This is a genomic window from Pseudovibrio exalbescens DSM 16456 (assembly GCF_000422785.1).
GTDB lineage: Bacteria > Pseudomonadota > Alphaproteobacteria > Rhizobiales > Stappiaceae > Pseudovibrio > Pseudovibrio exalbescens.
In genome coordinates this window covers 17079-33606 of the sequence record NZ_AUGS01000022.1, presented here as the reverse complement: position 1 = coordinate 33606, position 16528 = coordinate 17079, and the positions used below count along the sequence as shown (strand labels likewise).

Annotated in this window: 15 protein-coding genes; 3 read left to right on the top strand and 12 right to left on the bottom strand. The window is 54.1% G+C overall.

From position 1 onward, the window contains the following. The coding region (locus tag G512_RS21160) for a hypothetical protein (protein WP_036489817.1) at positions 1–2366 on the bottom strand (2366 nt) is incomplete at its 3' end. 513 nt (positions 2367–2879) lie between these two features. Here G512_RS21160 and G512_RS0113780 point away from each other — a divergent pair. After that, positions 2880–4037, top strand: a complete 1158-nt coding sequence (locus G512_RS0113780) for an acyl-CoA dehydrogenase family protein (RefSeq protein WP_028482230.1) — start codon at positions 2880–2882, stop codon at positions 4035–4037. A gap of 74 nt (positions 4038–4111) precedes the next feature. Here G512_RS0113780 and paaE read toward each other — a convergent pair whose 3' ends face one another. From paaE to paaG, 11 genes are all read right to left on the bottom strand, one after another. Continuing rightward, positions 4112–5191 carry a 1,2-phenylacetyl-CoA epoxidase subunit PaaE gene (paaE, locus tag G512_RS0113775; protein WP_028482229.1) on the bottom strand — a complete coding sequence of 360 codons (1080 nt, stop codon included), beginning with the start codon at positions 5189–5191 and terminating at the stop codon, positions 4112–4114. Positions 5192–5204: 13 nt separating this feature from the next. Further along, positions 5205–5717, bottom strand: coding sequence for a 1,2-phenylacetyl-CoA epoxidase subunit PaaD (gene paaD / locus G512_RS0113770; protein WP_028482228.1), 513 nt, complete (start codon positions 5715–5717; stop codon positions 5205–5207). 5 nt (positions 5718–5722) lie between these two features. Beyond that, positions 5723–6481 carry a 1,2-phenylacetyl-CoA epoxidase subunit PaaC gene (paaC, locus tag G512_RS0113765; RefSeq protein WP_028482227.1) on the bottom strand — a complete coding sequence of 253 codons (759 nt, stop codon included), beginning with the start codon at positions 6479–6481 and terminating at the stop codon, positions 5723–5725. Between the two features lie 10 nt (positions 6482–6491). Beyond that, positions 6492–6779 (bottom strand): 1,2-phenylacetyl-CoA epoxidase subunit PaaB, encoded by a 288-nt coding sequence (gene paaB / locus G512_RS0113760; RefSeq protein WP_028482226.1) that lies wholly within the window; start codon positions 6777–6779, stop codon positions 6492–6494. Between the two features lie 24 nt (positions 6780–6803). Next, positions 6804–7799 (bottom strand): 1,2-phenylacetyl-CoA epoxidase subunit PaaA, encoded by a 996-nt coding sequence (gene paaA / locus G512_RS0113755; RefSeq protein ID WP_028482225.1) that lies wholly within the window; start codon positions 7797–7799, stop codon positions 6804–6806. A gap of 89 nt (positions 7800–7888) precedes the next feature. Continuing rightward, positions 7889–8794: a PaaX family transcriptional regulator C-terminal domain-containing protein gene (locus G512_RS0113750; RefSeq protein WP_028482224.1), complete on the bottom strand. Its 906-nt coding sequence runs from the start codon at positions 8792–8794 to the stop codon at positions 7889–7891. Between the two features lie 71 nt (positions 8795–8865). Next, entirely contained in the window at positions 8866–9462 is a 597-nt protein-coding gene (locus G512_RS0113745; RefSeq protein WP_028482223.1) for a TetR/AcrR family transcriptional regulator, read from the bottom strand. A 34-nt stretch (positions 9463–9496) separates the two neighbouring features. Then, on the bottom strand, positions 9497–10807 hold the full coding sequence (gene paaK / locus G512_RS0113740) for a phenylacetate--CoA ligase PaaK (RefSeq protein WP_028482222.1): 1311 nt from the start codon (positions 10805–10807) through the stop codon (positions 9497–9499). A gap of 84 nt (positions 10808–10891) precedes the next feature. Further along, a complete protein-coding gene (pcaF, locus tag G512_RS0113735; protein WP_028482221.1) occupies positions 10892–12097 on the bottom strand; it encodes a 3-oxoadipyl-CoA thiolase in 1206 nt (401 codons plus the stop codon). Beyond that, positions 12094–12555: a hydroxyphenylacetyl-CoA thioesterase PaaI gene (gene paaI / locus G512_RS0113730; protein ID WP_028482220.1), complete on the bottom strand. Its 462-nt coding sequence runs from the start codon at positions 12553–12555 to the stop codon at positions 12094–12096. The genes pcaF and paaI overlap by 4 nt, the downstream gene beginning before the upstream one ends. Positions 12556–12558: 3 nt before the next feature. After that, positions 12559–13353 carry a 2-(1,2-epoxy-1,2-dihydrophenyl)acetyl-CoA isomerase PaaG gene (gene paaG, locus G512_RS0113725; protein WP_028482219.1) on the bottom strand — a complete coding sequence of 265 codons (795 nt, stop codon included), beginning with the start codon at positions 13351–13353 and terminating at the stop codon, positions 12559–12561. 210 nt (positions 13354–13563) lie between these two features. Between paaG and paaN the strand changes: the two genes are divergently transcribed. Beyond that, positions 13564–15228 carry a phenylacetic acid degradation protein PaaN gene (gene paaN, locus G512_RS0113720; protein ID WP_028482218.1) on the top strand — a complete coding sequence of 555 codons (1665 nt, stop codon included), beginning with the start codon at positions 13564–13566 and terminating at the stop codon, positions 15226–15228. An 83-nt stretch (positions 15229–15311) separates the two neighbouring features. Continuing rightward, positions 15312–16469, top strand: a complete 1158-nt coding sequence (locus tag G512_RS0113715; protein ID WP_028482217.1) for an ABC transporter substrate-binding protein — start codon at positions 15312–15314, stop codon at positions 16467–16469. Positions 16470–16528: the final 59 nt, after the last annotated feature.

The window sequence follows — 16528 nt, the reverse complement described above, 5'->3', positions numbered from 1 at the left end:
TGCAACACCGGGCCCGGGTTCTGGGTGGAAAAGTCCGTCGGCAGCGTGATCTCAAGCGCGGCGAACTCTGCGGGCGTGCCGGTGAAGGTGAAATTACCATTCCCATCAAGCGAACCTGCGGACACACTTGTCCCCTGAGGCAGGTCTGAGAACGTGACGGTGATGCTCTCAATCACTTCCGAGCCATCGGCATCGCTCTGGGTGACGTTGATGTAGTCCGCCGGTTTGAACGGAACCGGGGCGTCGGTTTCGGAAAGCGCAATCGGCTTCCCATCGATATCAATGTCTGAAGCTTCCTTGACAGTGATGGTAGAGGTCACTGTCTCCTTGCCTTCCGGCGTTGTGACCGTGGTGGTCACCATGATTGGATCCGTGCCCCCCGACCCGCTCTCGGTTGAGAAGTCTTCAGGGAAGGTGAGCGCCAGCTGGTTGGCTTCAGCCACACTGCCGGTCCAGCTCAGCCCTGCCACATCCAGCGTTCCCCCATTGGCCGTGGTGCCATCGGGCAGCCGGTCAAAGGTGACCGTGACCGTGTCGGGCGTATTGGCGTCTCCTTCCGACAGGTCCGCATCGGTGATGGCGGCGGCGATGCCAAGGTCGACTGTAACCCCTGCCCCATCACCATCTTCCGTGCCAGTTGCATCTTGCGCGGACAGGATGATATCCGGCTCGAAGTTGACCAGAATGCCAAACGGCTCGGAGGCCGTGCCGCCCTCATCCGTGTTGGCGGTGAATGTGCCGCCAATCCCTGTGAGCGGGTTTTCGGTCGAGAAATCCGCTGGCAGCGACAGCACCAGATTGGCAAGGCCGCTGGCAGGCCCGGTATAGGTCAGCAACCCGCCGGAGATGTTGGCGGTAGAGAATGTTGTGCCGCCATCGGTTGAGAACTGCGCCCCATCGGGCAGGCCGTCAAGTACAAGTTCGATTGTCGTCAGACTTTCCGAGTTTCGATCATCTGTCGCCTCTGCTGTGAGATAATCTCCCAGCGAAATCAAAAGGGGATCTGTACCCGTATCCGTCTCCGTCAGCACAATGGTCGGGGTTCGCGCTGTCTGATCGACCAAATCGGTAAAATCAACCGCCACATCGCCTTCAAACGTAACAGAGAGTGACACTGGCTTGACCGGGCCACTTCCCTCATTGGATGTAGCTGTTATCGAACCTTGAAGGTCTGGACCGGAACTCTCCGTTGAAAAGTCCTTTGGCAGCGTTATCTCAAGCGCGGCAAACTCTGCGGGCGTGCCGGTAAAGGTGAAATCGCCATTCCCATCAAGCGTGCCTGCAGACACAAGGGTTCCGGACGGCAAATCCTCCAAAGTGAACGTGATCGTCTCGATAAACTCTGATGCATCCGAATCTGACTCATCTACGTCAATATAGTCTGCGGGTTTGAAAGATACTGGCGCATCTGTCTCCGCGAGATTGATTGGCTGAACCGCAATCTCAACATCAGGGCGCGGCGCAACTTCGATACCGAATTTTCCGCTTTCACTAACACCGCTGCCAGATACAGTTGCAACCGCTTCAATAGAGCCTGAAAAATCACCGGGGAAATATAATGAAAGCTCATTCGCCTCGGCCAATGATCCGGTCCAAACTCCACTAGATTGCAGCTCCCCTCCGTTGGCGACAGTTCCATTCGGAAGGTTTGAAAACTCGATCGTTACAGAGGCACTACCCTGGCTAATCGCCATATTCAGTCCCAAATCAACCGTGGCACCGCTGTCGCCTGGCCCATCTTGATCCTCGAAGGCAGACACAACCGAAGGAAATCCTGAGCCGTCCTCAAACCCAAGGGATATTTCCGGCAACTCATCACCGCGATCAAGCTCGCGCTCGGGAAATGTAGAAAACGTCAGTTCCGTCGGTGGCAACAAAGGTGAAATTGGAAACCCAGGGCTAATTTCTGGTACAACAAGGGTAAAATTACCCCCGGACGAAGCCGCTTCAGGTTGCTGCTCTATTGAAATTGTAGCTGTCTCAAGAGCGGAATCGTTCTCCTCGTCAGCCGGCAACAAGACAACGTTTATTGGCGTTGGCCCCACGGAAAACTGCAGTCCTTCCGCAGCACCGTCTTTAACAATCAAAACCGATCCGTCTGGTTGACGAAACAACAAATCGTTTCCAAGACGAATACCATCAACGATGAATGCGTCTTCTGGGAACTGGACCTTGCCGTCTTCGGGAATGATCCAGTTCCTTTCTGCGGCACCATCTCCCACCAAATCGACTGAGGCGCCACTGGGAAACGCGAGGGTCTGCGCCTCAGCAAATGCCCCAAGCTGCTGCGCCGAAGTAGCGGCCGCTTGCTGATCACTGGATACAATGGTATTTTTGGAGGAACTACTGTTGTTTTGATCTACCATATTGTTTTTCTTTTTACTTAGCGCACACAGTTACGCTAAGTAAACCACATAGAACAACATCCAGCAACAATATAAAATTTTTTAGTTAACGGATTTCAATCATTAACCTCTTGTAATGCACAAGAGATAATTATATCGACCCAAACTACATCTAAAAAAGGATTTGGAAATACATTGCTTTCCCAAGAGAAGCTCAACGCTTGGAATTCGTGATATATCCACAAAGTCCAAAAGTATAGGTAGCGTACCCGAACGTAATCAGGTGCATTGTATTGTTACACAGATGTTTGCACTGTGTTTGGTACCTTTACAACTAGCCCGCTTTGCCACAAAGCGGGCTCTTTTTATTTCATATACTTGAAATCATATATGTAGTGTATTTGTTTTATCGATAAATCAATCGTGTTCACGTGCAGCATCAACCTGCGTACCATTAGTGAGGCAAAGGTCTGAGTTGGCATAACACCCATTGCTCGGCACACTTTATCAGGGACAGTCTATGGAGGAGAAAACATGGCCCTGATAACCCCTCACGCCAGTTGGCAACAAGAAGAACACACCTTGTTTTCTGAAAGTGTCGGCCGTTTTTTTGATGCCGAGTTGGTACCCAACATCGAAAAGTGGGCTGAACAGGGCATTGTTGATCGCGAATTTTGGAATAAAGCTGGCCAAGCTGGCATTATGGGTGGCGCAATACCGGAGATCTATGGCGGATCTGGCGGCGGGATAGCATTCGACGCAATCGCCATTTATGAGCAGGCCGCTCGCAGTGACTTCGGGTGGGGCTTTGGTATTCAATCCATTGTTATGCATTATCTCGTCGCGTATGGCGCCGAGGCACAAAAACAACGCTGGCTGCCAAAACTCGTCAGTGGCGAAATGATTGGTGCAATTGCCATGACCGAGCCGGGCGCAGGGTCCGATTTGCAGGCTGTTCGAACTACCGCTCAAAAGGACGGAAACGGCTATCGCCTCAATGGCTCCAAGATATTCATCACAAATGGTCAAAGTGCGGACCTCGTGCTCGTCGTTGCCAAAACAGAAAAGACGGCTGGCGCCAAGGGTATCTCATTGATTTGCGTTGAATCCGAGGGAGCTGATGGCTTCCGGCGTGGGCGCAATCTCAAAAAACTCGGCATGAAGGGCAATGATACAGCCGAGCTCTTTTTCGAAGATCAGCATGTTCCTGCTGATAATCTGCTGGGCACCGAGGAGGGGCAAGGCTTCTATCAGTTGATGAAACAATTGCCTTGGGAACGCTTGCTGATTGGAATCTCGGCATTGGGGGCAATCGATTTCGCGCTATCCGAAACTATTAGCTACGTTCAGGAGCGCAAGGTGTTTGGCCAGCGTGTCATGGACCTGCAAAACACTCGCTTCAAACTTGCAGAAATGAAGACAAAAGCAGAAATGCTGCGTGCCTTCATCAACAATGGCATTGCATCATTGGAACAGGGCACTCTGGATGCCGCCACCGCCTCAATGGCGAAATACTGGGGGTCTGAACTACAAAACGAAGTTGCAACGGAGTGTCTGCAGCTTTTCGGCGGATATGGCTACATGATGGAGTATCCAATCGCCCGGCTCTATGCCGACTCGCGTGTCCAGATGATTTACGGTGGTTCAAACGAGATCATGAAAGAGTTGATCGCCCGCTCGCTGGACACATAAAGCCAAATCCCAAAAGGGCTGCCCAACGCTCATGACACTGGGCAGCCCAACAAGAACCTGTGGCGATATTCCGCCTACATCTCGTCAAAATCGATCAACACTTCTTTGGTTAACGGTCGGGATTGACAGGTCAAGACAAACCCCGCCTCAACCTCCCACGGCTCAAGGGAGTAGTTGTTTGCCATTTCCACTTCACCCTTAACGACCTTGGCGCGGCAGGTACAACACATGCCTCCCTTACAAGAGAAAGGCAGCTCCAGTCCCTGCCGATGTGCGGCATCAATGACGCTGGTATCCTGCTCTTGCATGGTGAAGGTACGCTGTGCTCCGTCTAGAATAACGGATACTTCAACACCTTCTTCAGCGATCCACTGCGCTTTTTCAGAGCGGGGTTTTGCAGCAGTCTCACCGGCAGGTGTAAACAGTTCATAACGAATTTTCTCGTGGCCTACGCCCTGTTCCTCAAGCAACAAACGGGCGGTTTCAATCATGTCGCCCGGACCACACAGGAAAAATGCATCCGTTTGGGGCAAGTCCAAGAGCTTCAGTTCAATGAACCGCTTTAAGCGCGCGCCATCAAGACGCCCATGGAGCAAGTCTATGTCCTGCCCTTCACGGCTCAGTATGTGTATAAGAGTGAAGCGGCCCAGATACGTATCCTTCAAGTCCTCCAGCTCTTCGCGAAACAAAACGCTGGCGCTGTCTCTGTTGCCATAGAACAAAGTGAAGCTGCTCTGTGGCTCTCTGGCCAATGTAGACTTGATAATCGAAAGAACCGGTGTAATGCCGGACCCGGCGGCAATTGCAACGTAATTGCGTTCCTGTTCAGAAACAGGCTCAGCAACGAACCGTCCTTCAGGTTTCATGACATCCAGTGTCATACCGGGACGCAAATGCTCGTTTGCGAAGGTGGAGAACACCCCTCCATCTACCCTTTTAACCGCAACACGCACTTCGTTATCGTCGAGCCCGGAGCAGATCGAATAGCTCCGTCGAGCCTCTTTGCCATCTACCATCGCACGCAATGTCAGATATTGACCCGGTTTGAAGGCATACTGTTCTTTCAGCTCCGGTGGAATGTCGAACAGAATGGAGACAGCATCTGCTGTTTCCTTCCGAACATCTTTCACATTTAGTTTGTGAAACCGGGACATGGTCCCTCCTCCCTCATAAACACTTGAAGTAGTCAAACGGCTCTCGGCACGAAAGGCAGCGATAGAGCGCCTTGCAAGGGGTGGATCCAAACTCGCTCACGCGTTCGGTTTCCGCCGAGCCGCAATGCGGGCAGGCCACACTTGTTTTCCCAAACAATGCGCGCTTGGAGTTGGACCCTGTTTGAGGCGGTGCAATGCCATAGGCTCGCAGTTTTTCACGCCCCTCCGCGCTCAACCAGTCTGTTGTCCATGGCGGGCTTAATACCGTCTCAACCCGCGCCTGGGGGAACCCGGCCAGTTGTATGGCTGCCAGCACCTCTTCTTCAATCATCCGCGTCGCCGGGCAACCAGAGTAGGTGGGCGTAACCAACGCTACCGGTGTTCCATCAGGCTCGACCCGCACCTCCCTCAAAATGCCAAGGTCAGCCACGGTCACCACTGGAATCTCCGGGTCGGGAACCGCAGCCGCAGCCTCCCAAACCTGTCGCCTTATGGCTTCGTGATCGAGTGAGCGAACTTCCGCCATCGCACTCACCACGTCATTCCCGGGTAAGCACGCTGCATATACTGCAGCTCGCAGAGCAAATGACCAAGGTGCTCGGTGTGCTCACCTGAGCGTCCACCTGTTTGCATCCAGTTAACCTCTGGCATTCTCAGCCCGGCCTCACCCAATACCGCCGCAATCTGCTGCTCCCATTCAGGGCGTAGCAATGTCAGGTCTACGCCAACACCAGCTTTGAACATTTGCTGTGCGAGATCATCCATCTCAAACAGTTCACCCGTATAGATGGCAAACTCCTCGAGCGCCTCCACCATGCGCTGATGGCTTTCTTCAGTACCCTGACCCAGGCGGATGACCCATTCAGCAGCATGGCGCACGTGATAGTCCACTTCCTTGACAGCCTTGGCAGCAATGGCTCGAACCGTCTCATCCTTCGATGACAAGAGCGCGTTCCAATGCAGGTCCATGTATACGGAGTAGAATAGCTGTCGGGTAATTGTGTGCGCAAAGTCACCATTGGGTCGTTCAACGATCAGAGCGTTTGTATACTCGTTCTCGTATCTGAGAAACGCCAGTTGATCCTCATCACGCCCAGCGCCTTCAACTTCACCAGCATAGGTGTAGAGTGACCTCGCCTGGCCCAAAAGGTCCAGAGCGATATTGGCAAGAGCCAAGTCCTCCTCCAACGTAGGTGCATGTCCACACCATTCGCTCAAACGCTGCGAGAGAATTTGCTGGTCATCGCCCAAGCGTAGCAGATATTGAAACAGAAGGTTGTTATCGACCATCTCAGCCACCTCACATATTGCCGACTTCCTCGGGGATTTCATAGAAGGTGGGGTGACGATAGATCTTCGAGGCGGTTGGCTCGAACATCATGTCCTTGTCACTAGGATCAGAAGCAACAATCTGATCGGAACGGACCACCCAAAGGCTTTGCCCTTCTCCGCGGCGCGTGTAGACATCTCGCGCGGCCTGCAAGGCCATTTCAGCATCAGCTGCATGGATAGATCCGGCATGCTTATGCGCCAAGCCATTACGGGCCCGGATAAAAACCTCCCAAAGAGGCGTGAATTTCTCAGACATGACTCATTCTCCTCCCAATGCGTGTTATTCGGCTGCTGTGCGCGCTGCGTCGGCAGCGCCAGCACGTTTTTCGGCAAAAGCCAATGCTGCTTCACGCACCCAAGCTCCTTCACGATGTGCTTTTTGTCGCGCTTTGATGCGATCGCGGTTACAAATCCCATCGCCCTTCACCACGCGCCAGAACTCATCCCAGTCAATATCGCTGTAGTCGTAGCCCTGTTTTTCTTCATTCCACTTCAAGTTTGGGTCAGGTACGGTCAAGCCCAGATATTCGGCTTGCGGCACCGTGGCGTTTACAAACTTGTCGCGCAGGTTGTCGTTGGAAAAGCGCTTGATTTTCCAATGCATGGACTGGTCGGAATGCGTCGATGCACTATCGTGAGGACCAAACATCATCAACGCTGGCCACCAGATGCGGTTCACAGCTTCCTGCGCCATCTTTTTCTGCGCATCGGTACCGCGACACAGGGTCAACAGGATCTCGTAGCCCTGCCGCTGGTGGAAACTTTCTTCCTTGCAAATACGGATCATGGCACGGGAGTATGGCCCGTAGGAACACCGGCACAGAGCAATTTGGTTCATGATGGCGGCCCCATCTACAAGCCAGCCAATAGCGCCAATATCAGCCCATGTAAGAGCCGGGTAGTTGAAGATCGACGAGTACTTTGCTGCACCAGTTAGCAACTGATCTGTCAGTTCCTCTCGGCTAACTCCCAGCGTTTCTGCTGCCGAATACAAATACAACCCATGGCCGCCTTCGTCTTGAACCTTTGCCAACAAGGCAGCCTTGCGTCGCAGAGTGGGTGCACGGGTGATCCAGTTTCCCTCTGGCAGCATGCCAACAATTTCCGAGTGAGCATGTTGCGAAATCTGACGTACCAACGTGCGCCGATATCCCTCAGGCATCGGATCATTCGGCTCAATCTTCTGCTCGGCATCCACACGCTTCTGAAATGCCTCAAGAAACTCTTCTGTCTCGACAGTGGAGCCGTCCGCTCCAATCAAGCCTTGCGAATACATGGCGTCCCTCCCGCTAGCTGCAAGCTTCTACGGGTTATCATGTATTACAAAAACCAGTCGGTCAATTAATTTTTCGCAACATATTATTTTTATCGAGCAGCAAACCGCTTGGCTGCTGCATACTTCGTCATTTTTAACGGTCCATGTGGTCCTTCTGCATTGCGGGAAAGCCATTCGTCGCTGGACGCCGCCAATCCAGTGTATATTTGGGCAACCATTTTCCGCGCTTGTCGGCCAGCCCAGTCATTGCCGGTCATGCAAACTGGCAGCATGGGGTCCCGCAATACCAACCGGCGAAAGTCATGGATTACAAGGGTGCGCGCAGCCATAGCCGAGAGCGGCGACAAGCCCTGTCCTGCCGCCAAATAAGCCTGGAGCTTTGAGAAAACACTCATGAAAGCTGTATAATCTCCCGACAGCTCATCCAATGACCATACGTCACGCGCCAACAACTCAGCAGTTTCGGGTCGCTCCAACCGACTGGAGAAAAGAAAATCGCCCTGCTCAACGGATGGTAGCGGCAAGCTGATCGGCATTTCAGGTCGAAGAAAAACAGTTGGAGCCACCGCACCAAAACCGCAGGCCTTCAACTCAGCGCGGCGCGCATCCCGAGCCTCACCAGCCGCGTCGGATACCATGAAGATGGTCCAGGTTCCGTCCCATTCTGTATCGAGCGGGGCATAAATTCGCCGTCCAGCGCGCTCAAACTCTGCGCGACCCGCCTCGGCAAGCTTGTAAAAGCTTTTTCGACCAACGCGTTCCCGCGTCACCCAACCATCCTGAGCCAACCGAGACATCGCCGCCCGTACAGAACCGGCTTCGATACCAAGGTGCTCACAAATTTCCAGCAGAGACCCAAGCCAGATCTCACCGCCACGGGGCAGGACAGCGTCTCCGAAAATTGTGATGATAATGGACCACACCCTGAGCCGTTCGCGTCCATGAAGGTGCGTTATCAACTCGTCCAGCACAGGCTCAAATGGTTTTTCCGTCATACCCACCAGATCTTCCCGCCATTGCGCATCAAGCCCGCACTGACTTCCTACAAAGAATCGATGGGTTAAGCCTAGAGCGAGCCCGCGCCGGCCACAACAATTTGGGTAACGATCCGGGCATACTCCTCACGGCTCACCGGACCATCTGGACGGAACCACATGTAATGCCAGTTCAACATGCCGAAAACGGACATGGTAACCGGTTTAAGGAGAACATCATCAGCGCGAGAGAATTTCGGATTTATGCTCCGAATAGCATTCGCAAACACCACAACAAGCCGGCGCTCAAGTTCCTTGATCTGCTCCTGCTCCTCATCCCCCAAAAACTTGAGTGCATTGAGCTGAACCTTGTGCTCATCATCCGCATCTTGATAACCAAGCAACAACGAATGACAGAGAAGGCGGAGCCGCTCAATTGGCTCCGCTTCAGGTTTGTCAGCCGCCTCAACGCGTTCGCACAGGTCCACAAGATGCCCCTCTATAACATCGAATAAAAGGGCATCCTTGTTCTTGTAGTAGTGGTAGACTAGGGCCTTGGACATGCCGCACGCTGCAGCCAGTGAGGACATGGAGGTTCTGTCATAGCCCTCGGCAGCAAACATGGATGCTGCCATTTTAACGATCATTTCGCGTTTTTGGTCGTAGTCGACCGCTTTAGTCCGGGCCACCAGAATCCATCCTTTCCTGAAAATCGCTGACTTGCTAACTGCTTGGACGTTTGTCGTCAACTCGCTTGGCTTTGCCAACCGAGCGTTCCATGGCGCCGGGATCAAGCACATTCACCTTTACGGATATGCCGATAACACTTTTAACGTGGTGGGCAAGTTCCCTGGCACTGTTGAGCCGCGCATCTTGCGAAGCGGCATCCGGCATGGCTTCCGTGAATATGATCATGGTGTCCATTCGCCCCTCGCGTACCAACTCGATCCTGTAGTGAGGCGACAGTCCGGAGCACTTCAGCACCTGCTCCTCAATCTGAGTGGGGAATACATTGACTCCGCGCACGATCATCATATCGTCAGACCGTCCTGTTACTTTTTCCATACGCCGCATGGACCGGGCCGTACCCGGCAAAAGACGGGTTAAATCCCGTGTGCGGTAGCGGATGATCGGAAAAGCCTCTTTGGTCAGGGACGTAAAGACAAGTTCTCCCTTTTCGCCGTCCGGCAACACTTCTCCGGTCACTGGATCAATCACTTCCGGGTAAAAATGATCTTCCCAGATGTGCAATCCATCCTTCGTCTCAACGCATTCATTGGCAACCCCAGGCCCCATGACCTCAGAAAGCCCATAAATGTCAACCGCGTGCATATCGAACGCCTCTTCGATTTCACGGCGCATAGCATTCGTCCACGGCTCCGCACCAAAAATCCCCACCTTCAAGGATGAGTCGCGTGGATCAACACCTGCACGGCGAAATTCATCGAGGATTGAAAGCATGTAGGACGGCGTAACCATGATGATGTCAGGCTTAAAGTCCTGCATCAGGGTCACTTGCCGTTCGGTCATGCCTCCTGAAATGGGCACAACAGTGCAACCCAGCGCCTCTGCGCCGTAATGCGCACCAAGGCCTCCGGTAAACAGTCCATATCCATAGGCGACATGCACCATGTCGCCAGCACGCCCTCCCGAGGCACGGATAGAGCGCGCCACAACCGACGCCCATGTATCAATGTCTTTGCGGGTGTAGCCGACCACGGTCGGGCGCCCCGTCGTGCCCGAGGACGCGTGTACCCGTGCCAGTTTTTCTCTGGGAACGGCAAACATGCCGAACGGATAATTGTCACGCAGATCCGACTTCACTGTAAATGGAAACTTGGCCAAATCTGAAAGGCTGTGAAAGTCGTCAGGATGAACGCCCGCATCATCAAAGGACTTACGATAAAACGGTGAGTTCTCATAGGCGTGGCTCAGAGACCACTTCATACGCTCCAACTGTACAGAATTGATCTCGTCTCTGGATGCTGTCTCGATTGGCTCCAGCTCGCCCGGCTTCGGCGACAGGTCTTTCATCGGTTTCCTCCTCAGTAGACTGCAACGCCCGATGTTCCTCCGCGCTACAGTCCTTCCTCCTCATTATCGTAAGACTTATGGGCGTCAGGGACGTTCCAGCATCAAGGCAATTCCCTGCCCCACCCCAATGCACATGGTGCAAAGCGCCCGCCTCGCATCTCCAAGCGTCATCTCTGTAGCGGCGGTCAACGCCAGTCGCGCGCCTGACATTCCGAGCGGGTGACCGAGGGCAATGGCACCGCCATTGGGATTCACATGGGCAGCATCATCAGGCAGGCCAAGTCTCCTCAACACTGCCAGCGCTTGAGAGGCAAAAGCCTCGTTCAGTTCGATCAGATCCACATCGGCGATCTTCAATCCTTGACGTGCCAACAGCATCTCAGTGGCAGGTGCAGGCCCGAGCCCCATGATCCGCGGCTCGACGCCAGCAGTCGCCAACCCGGTTATGCGTGCCTTGGGCTTCAAGTCATAACGTTCCACCGCTTTTTCGGAGGCAATGATCACAGCCGCCGCCCCATCATTGACACCTGAGGCGTTACCGGCCGTAACAGTGCCATTATCCCGAAATGGAGTTGGCAGACCGGCCAACTTGTCCAATGTGGTTGCCCGAGGGTGCTCATCGCGATCGAACACAAGTGGTGCCGCTTTTTTCTGCGGTACCTCGACTGCCGTTATTTCTTTTGCGAACCGTCCATTGGCTTGTGCGGCTGCTGCCCGTTGCTGACTGCGCAATGCGAAAGCATCCTGATCCTCTCGCAATACGTTGAAATCCGCCGCCACGTTCTCTGCCGTTTCGGGCATGGAATCGATCCCAAACTGTGCTTGCATGAGCTTGTTGACAAACCGCCATCCGATAGTGGTGTCGTACACCGCCGCACCACGGGAGAAAGCGGTCTCAGCCTTCGGCATCACAAACGGCGCCCGAGACATGCTTTCCACCCCGCCCGCCAAGATGATATCAGCCTCACCCGCCTTGATGGATCGGGCTGCCAACCCGATGGCATCCATACCGGATCCACAAAGGCGGTTGATGGTGGTACCTGGTACGCTTACCGGCAACCCGGCCAATAGCCCGGCCATACGGGCCACATTGCGATTGTCCTCACCCGCCTGATTGGCACAGCCCATGTAGACGTCTTCAATTGCGGCCGGATCGAGACCTATCGCCTCCGCAAGCACTTTGCGGATCACATGAGCCAACATGTCATCAGGACGAACCGCAGAAAGGGCTCCTCCATAACGGCCAATGGCTGTGCGTTTACCTTCACACAGAAAAGCTTCGGCTGTCATTCTGCGCCCTCCTCCGGCACATGCGTTCCACGCACTTGACGAGAGTGCCCCCTGAACTCGGCAATCAGGTTGCCATCCTGTTTGCAAACCCGAATGTCGTAGATGCCATTGCGCCCAAACCGGGTGACTTCCTGCGCAGAGGCAACCAGCTCATCTCCTTCCAAAGCCGGAGCCACATAGGTGATGGAGCAGTGTTGAGCGACGGCCCGCGCGTTGTAGCTGTTACACGCAAACGCAAATGCGCTGTCGGCCAAAGCGAAAATGAACCCGCCGTGTGCTGTGCCATGCCCGTTGCACATCCATTTCGTAATGGCCATGGTTACTTTGGACCTGCCCGGAGCGATGTGCTCGATCACCATTCCCATTCGGCGAGAAGCCTCATCCGCGTCCCACATTGCCTTGGAACAGGCAGTAGCCAACTCCTCCGGGCTCATCTCATCAGCCAGCTTGTTGGTCATGGCTCATTCCCTCCCAGTGAAGTTTGGTGCACGCTTTTGCAAGAACGCACTCACGCCTTCAGCATAATCCGGCGTTCGTCCGGCTCGGCGCTGATAGTCCCGCTCCAGTTCCAATTGCTCATCAAGGGAATTATTTGATGCTGCCTGCACTGCCATCTTGGTCAGCGCTAACCCAACAGTTGGACCAGCGGCAAAACTCTCCGCAAGTTGGGTGGCTTCACGCATCAACGCATCATCGTCGACCGCACGCCATATAAGCCCCCACGCTTCAGCGGTCTCTGCTGGCAGCGGCATCGCTGTCATCATCAACCCCTTGGCACGGGCTTCCCCGAGCAAGCGCGTCATCGTCCAAGTCCCCCCTGAATCAGGCAGGAGACCAATTTTCGAAAAGGCCTGAATAAACTTCGCCGACTTTGCGGCCAACACGACATCACAAGCCAAAGCAATGTTGGCCCCGGCTCCTGCCGCCACACCATTGACAGCACAAACGACCGGTTTTTCCAGAGAACGGATCAGGCGGATCAGTGGGTTATAAAACTTTTCGATCGTTTCGCCGAGATCGATCCCCTCGGCCAATTTTGAGGGGTCACGATCACCCAGATCTTGCCCGGCACAAAATGCACGCCCTGCCCCCGTTAACAAAATGGCCCGCATCTCGGGGTTCATGCCGGCTGATTCCAATGCCTCGTACAGCACCATGTGTTGATCATCATTGAAAGCATTCAGCTTATCTGGCCGGTTCAGCGTAATGACAACATATCCCGCTTTCCGATCCACCAGAACTGGCGCTTCTGCCATTTCATCCCCCTCCCTGCTTCAACCTGATAACGCAGAAACACTTAGACTTTAGTATTCAATTCGTTCGCCTGAGTAATCATTTATAAAATTATCTTGCATAAACCGTCCAGTCGGTCAATGATAACAATCGGAACCGACGAAAATTTGTTTGGAGGCCATCGCAGAAACTGCTGCAAGCGGCAGGTCAGGCGATGGAGCTGGGAGATCAACATGAGTGAGTTTTTCAAAGCCCACCAAAAGACACTTGAGGCTGCATGTGAGGCTCTGAAAAAGCGGGACTTCTGGACGGCTTATCCCGAAGTGCCAAGCGGCAAGGTTTATGGAGAAACAGCCAAGGAGGACGGTGAGGCTGCTTTCAAGGCGCGTCTTGGCAAACCATTTGCAATCGAAGGCCATCCCAACACGGGGTCGGCTGGAGCCGAGCATTCACCCTATGGCCTAGAGATCAACATCAAGTACCCAACTGCGCCTGTAGAAGAGCTTGTTTCAGCGGCCAGAACCGCAGGAAAGACCTGGGGCAAGGCTTCAATCGAGGCACGTATTGGTGTTTGCATGGAGCTTCTTGATCGCCTGAACAAGCGTAGCTTTGAGATGGCAAACGCGGTCATGCACACCACAGGGCAGGCTTTCATGATGGCCTTTCAGGCCGGGGGACCTCACGCACAGGATCGAGGACTTGAGGCAGTCGCATACGCCTACGAGGAGATGACCCGAACGCCTGGCACGGCAACCTGGACCAAACCCCAAGGCAAGCATGATCCAATTGTCATGGAAAAGCAGTATCGGGTCGTGCCACGGGGTGTTGCACTGGCCATTGGCTGCGCCACGTTCCCAACATGGAATGGATATCCCGGCATCTTCGCCAGCCTTGCAACTGGCAATGCGGTTATCGTGAAACCACATCCAATGGCTATCCTTCCTCTTGCCATCACAGTTGAAATCGGTCGTGAAGTCCTTATGGAAGCCGGCTTTGACCCCAACGTTCTCGTGCTAGCAGCGGATGAGCCAGGCGCCGAAAAGACCAAGGATCTTGTTGCAAATCCTGAGATCGGCATAATTGACTTCACTGGCTCCAACGCTTTCGGCAAGTGGGTTCGGGAGAACGCAGCAGAAGGCACATTGGTCTACACCGAAGAAGCAGGTGTAAACTCGATCGTCATCGCCTCAACCGACAATTTCAAAGGCATGTGCTCGAACATCGGCTTCTCACTGTCGCTATACAGTGGCCAGATGTGTACTGCACCACAGACGATCTGGGTCCCACGTGACGGGATAGATACCGATCAAGGCCACAAGAGCTTCGATGAAGTGGCAGACGGTATCAAACTGGCCGTTGACAAGCTACTTGGCGATCCTGCGCGAGCCGCCGGCATCTGTGGCGCAATTGCCAACCCCGCAACAGTAGAACGGGTCAAGACAAGCAGCACCATGGGTGAAGTGGTCCGAGCTTCATCACCCATTGAGGGACTGGATGGCGCTCGTACAGCCACTCCAACCATTTTGAAAGTCGATGGCGACACAACAGACTCTCACATGTCAGAGCAGTTTGGACCAATCAGCTTTGTTGTTGGGGTGAACTCCGTAGCTGACGCGATTAAGCAAGCCGCCACAACCGCCAAAACAAAGGGAGCTATCACTGCTTCTCTCTACGCGACGGATGAAGCTACACAAGAAGCAGCAGCCGATGCCTTTTCTGAAGCTGGCGTAGGTTTGTCGTGCAACCTCACAGGCAGCGTTTTCGTGAACCAGAATGCCGCCTTTAGCGACTTCCACGTAAGTGGCGCCAACCCAGCAGGCAACGCCTGCCTGACAGATGCGGCGTATGTCGCAAATCGTTTCCGCATTACGGCTGTGCGTAAACACAAGGCCGCATAAGACGGTCCTAAGAACCGATAGCCTCTCTCCCACGGTGGAGAGGGGCCACAGATGACCATTCATGTTAGATTTGGGAGGACGACATGAAACTGAAACAGGTTGTGAAAACAACGACTCTTGCCGCTGCCGTGTCAGCCATGACGGCGCTGGCCACACCCGCACTCGCCGAGGTGCTGATTGGCTCCACTCTGGCTATCACTGGCCGCGCATCGTTTCTGGGTGATCCGGAGGCCAAAACACTTGCCATGTTGGTTGACGAGATCAACGCCGCGGGGGGCATCAACGGCGAACCGGTACGCCTGATCCAATATGACGATGGCGGAGACCCCAACAAGGCCCGCACCTTTGCAACCCGTCTTGTAGAAGACGACGAAGTGGTTGCGGTGATCGGTGGCAGCACGACGGGAACCACCATGGCCATGGTTCCAATCTTTGAAGAAGCAGAGGTGCCTTTCATCTCGCTTGCAGGGGCCGTTGCAATCATTGATCCGGTCAAGAAGTGGGTTTTCAAGACACCACACACAGATCGCATGGCTTGCGAAAAGATCTTCACCGACATGCAGGCCAATGGCATTTCCAAGATCGGCATGATTTCCGGTACTGGTGGTTTCGGAAAGTCCATGCGTGGCCAATGCATGGATGTTGCAGGAGACTTCGACATCGAGATCGTGGCAGATGAGACCTATGGCCCATCCGATTCCGACATGACCCCGCAGTTGACCAACATCAAGAATACCGACGGCATTCAGGCCGTAGTCAACCCCGGTTTTGGTCAAGGCCCGGCCATCGTCACCCGCAACTATCGCCAGCTCGGCATTGACTTGCCGCTCTATCAGTCTCATGGCGTCGCCTCAAAAAGCTTTATCGAGTTGGCTGGTGATGCCGCCGAGGGCGTTCGCCTTCCGGCCGCAGCTTTGTTGGTTGCCAACAATCTCGCAGAAGATGACCCCCAGAAGCCTGTGGTGATGAAGTACATCGAAGACTACCAGACCGCGACGGGAGAACCCGTCTCCACGTTTGGTGGCCATGCGTACGATGCCTTCAAAATGCTGGCAGCCGCCATGGAAACTGCAGGAACAACTACGGATTCCGCAGCCATTCGATATGCTCTGGAAAATACCTCAGGCTTTATCGGCACAGCGGGTGTCGTGAACATGTCCCCGGACGATCACCTCGGACTGGATCTGAGCGCGTTCAAGATGCTGGAGATCCGGGACGGCGACTGGACAATCATCGAGTAACCGTCCGCACACGGATGCTGGGCGAGAGGCATCGTCTCTCGCCCTCAAAGGCAAGGCAG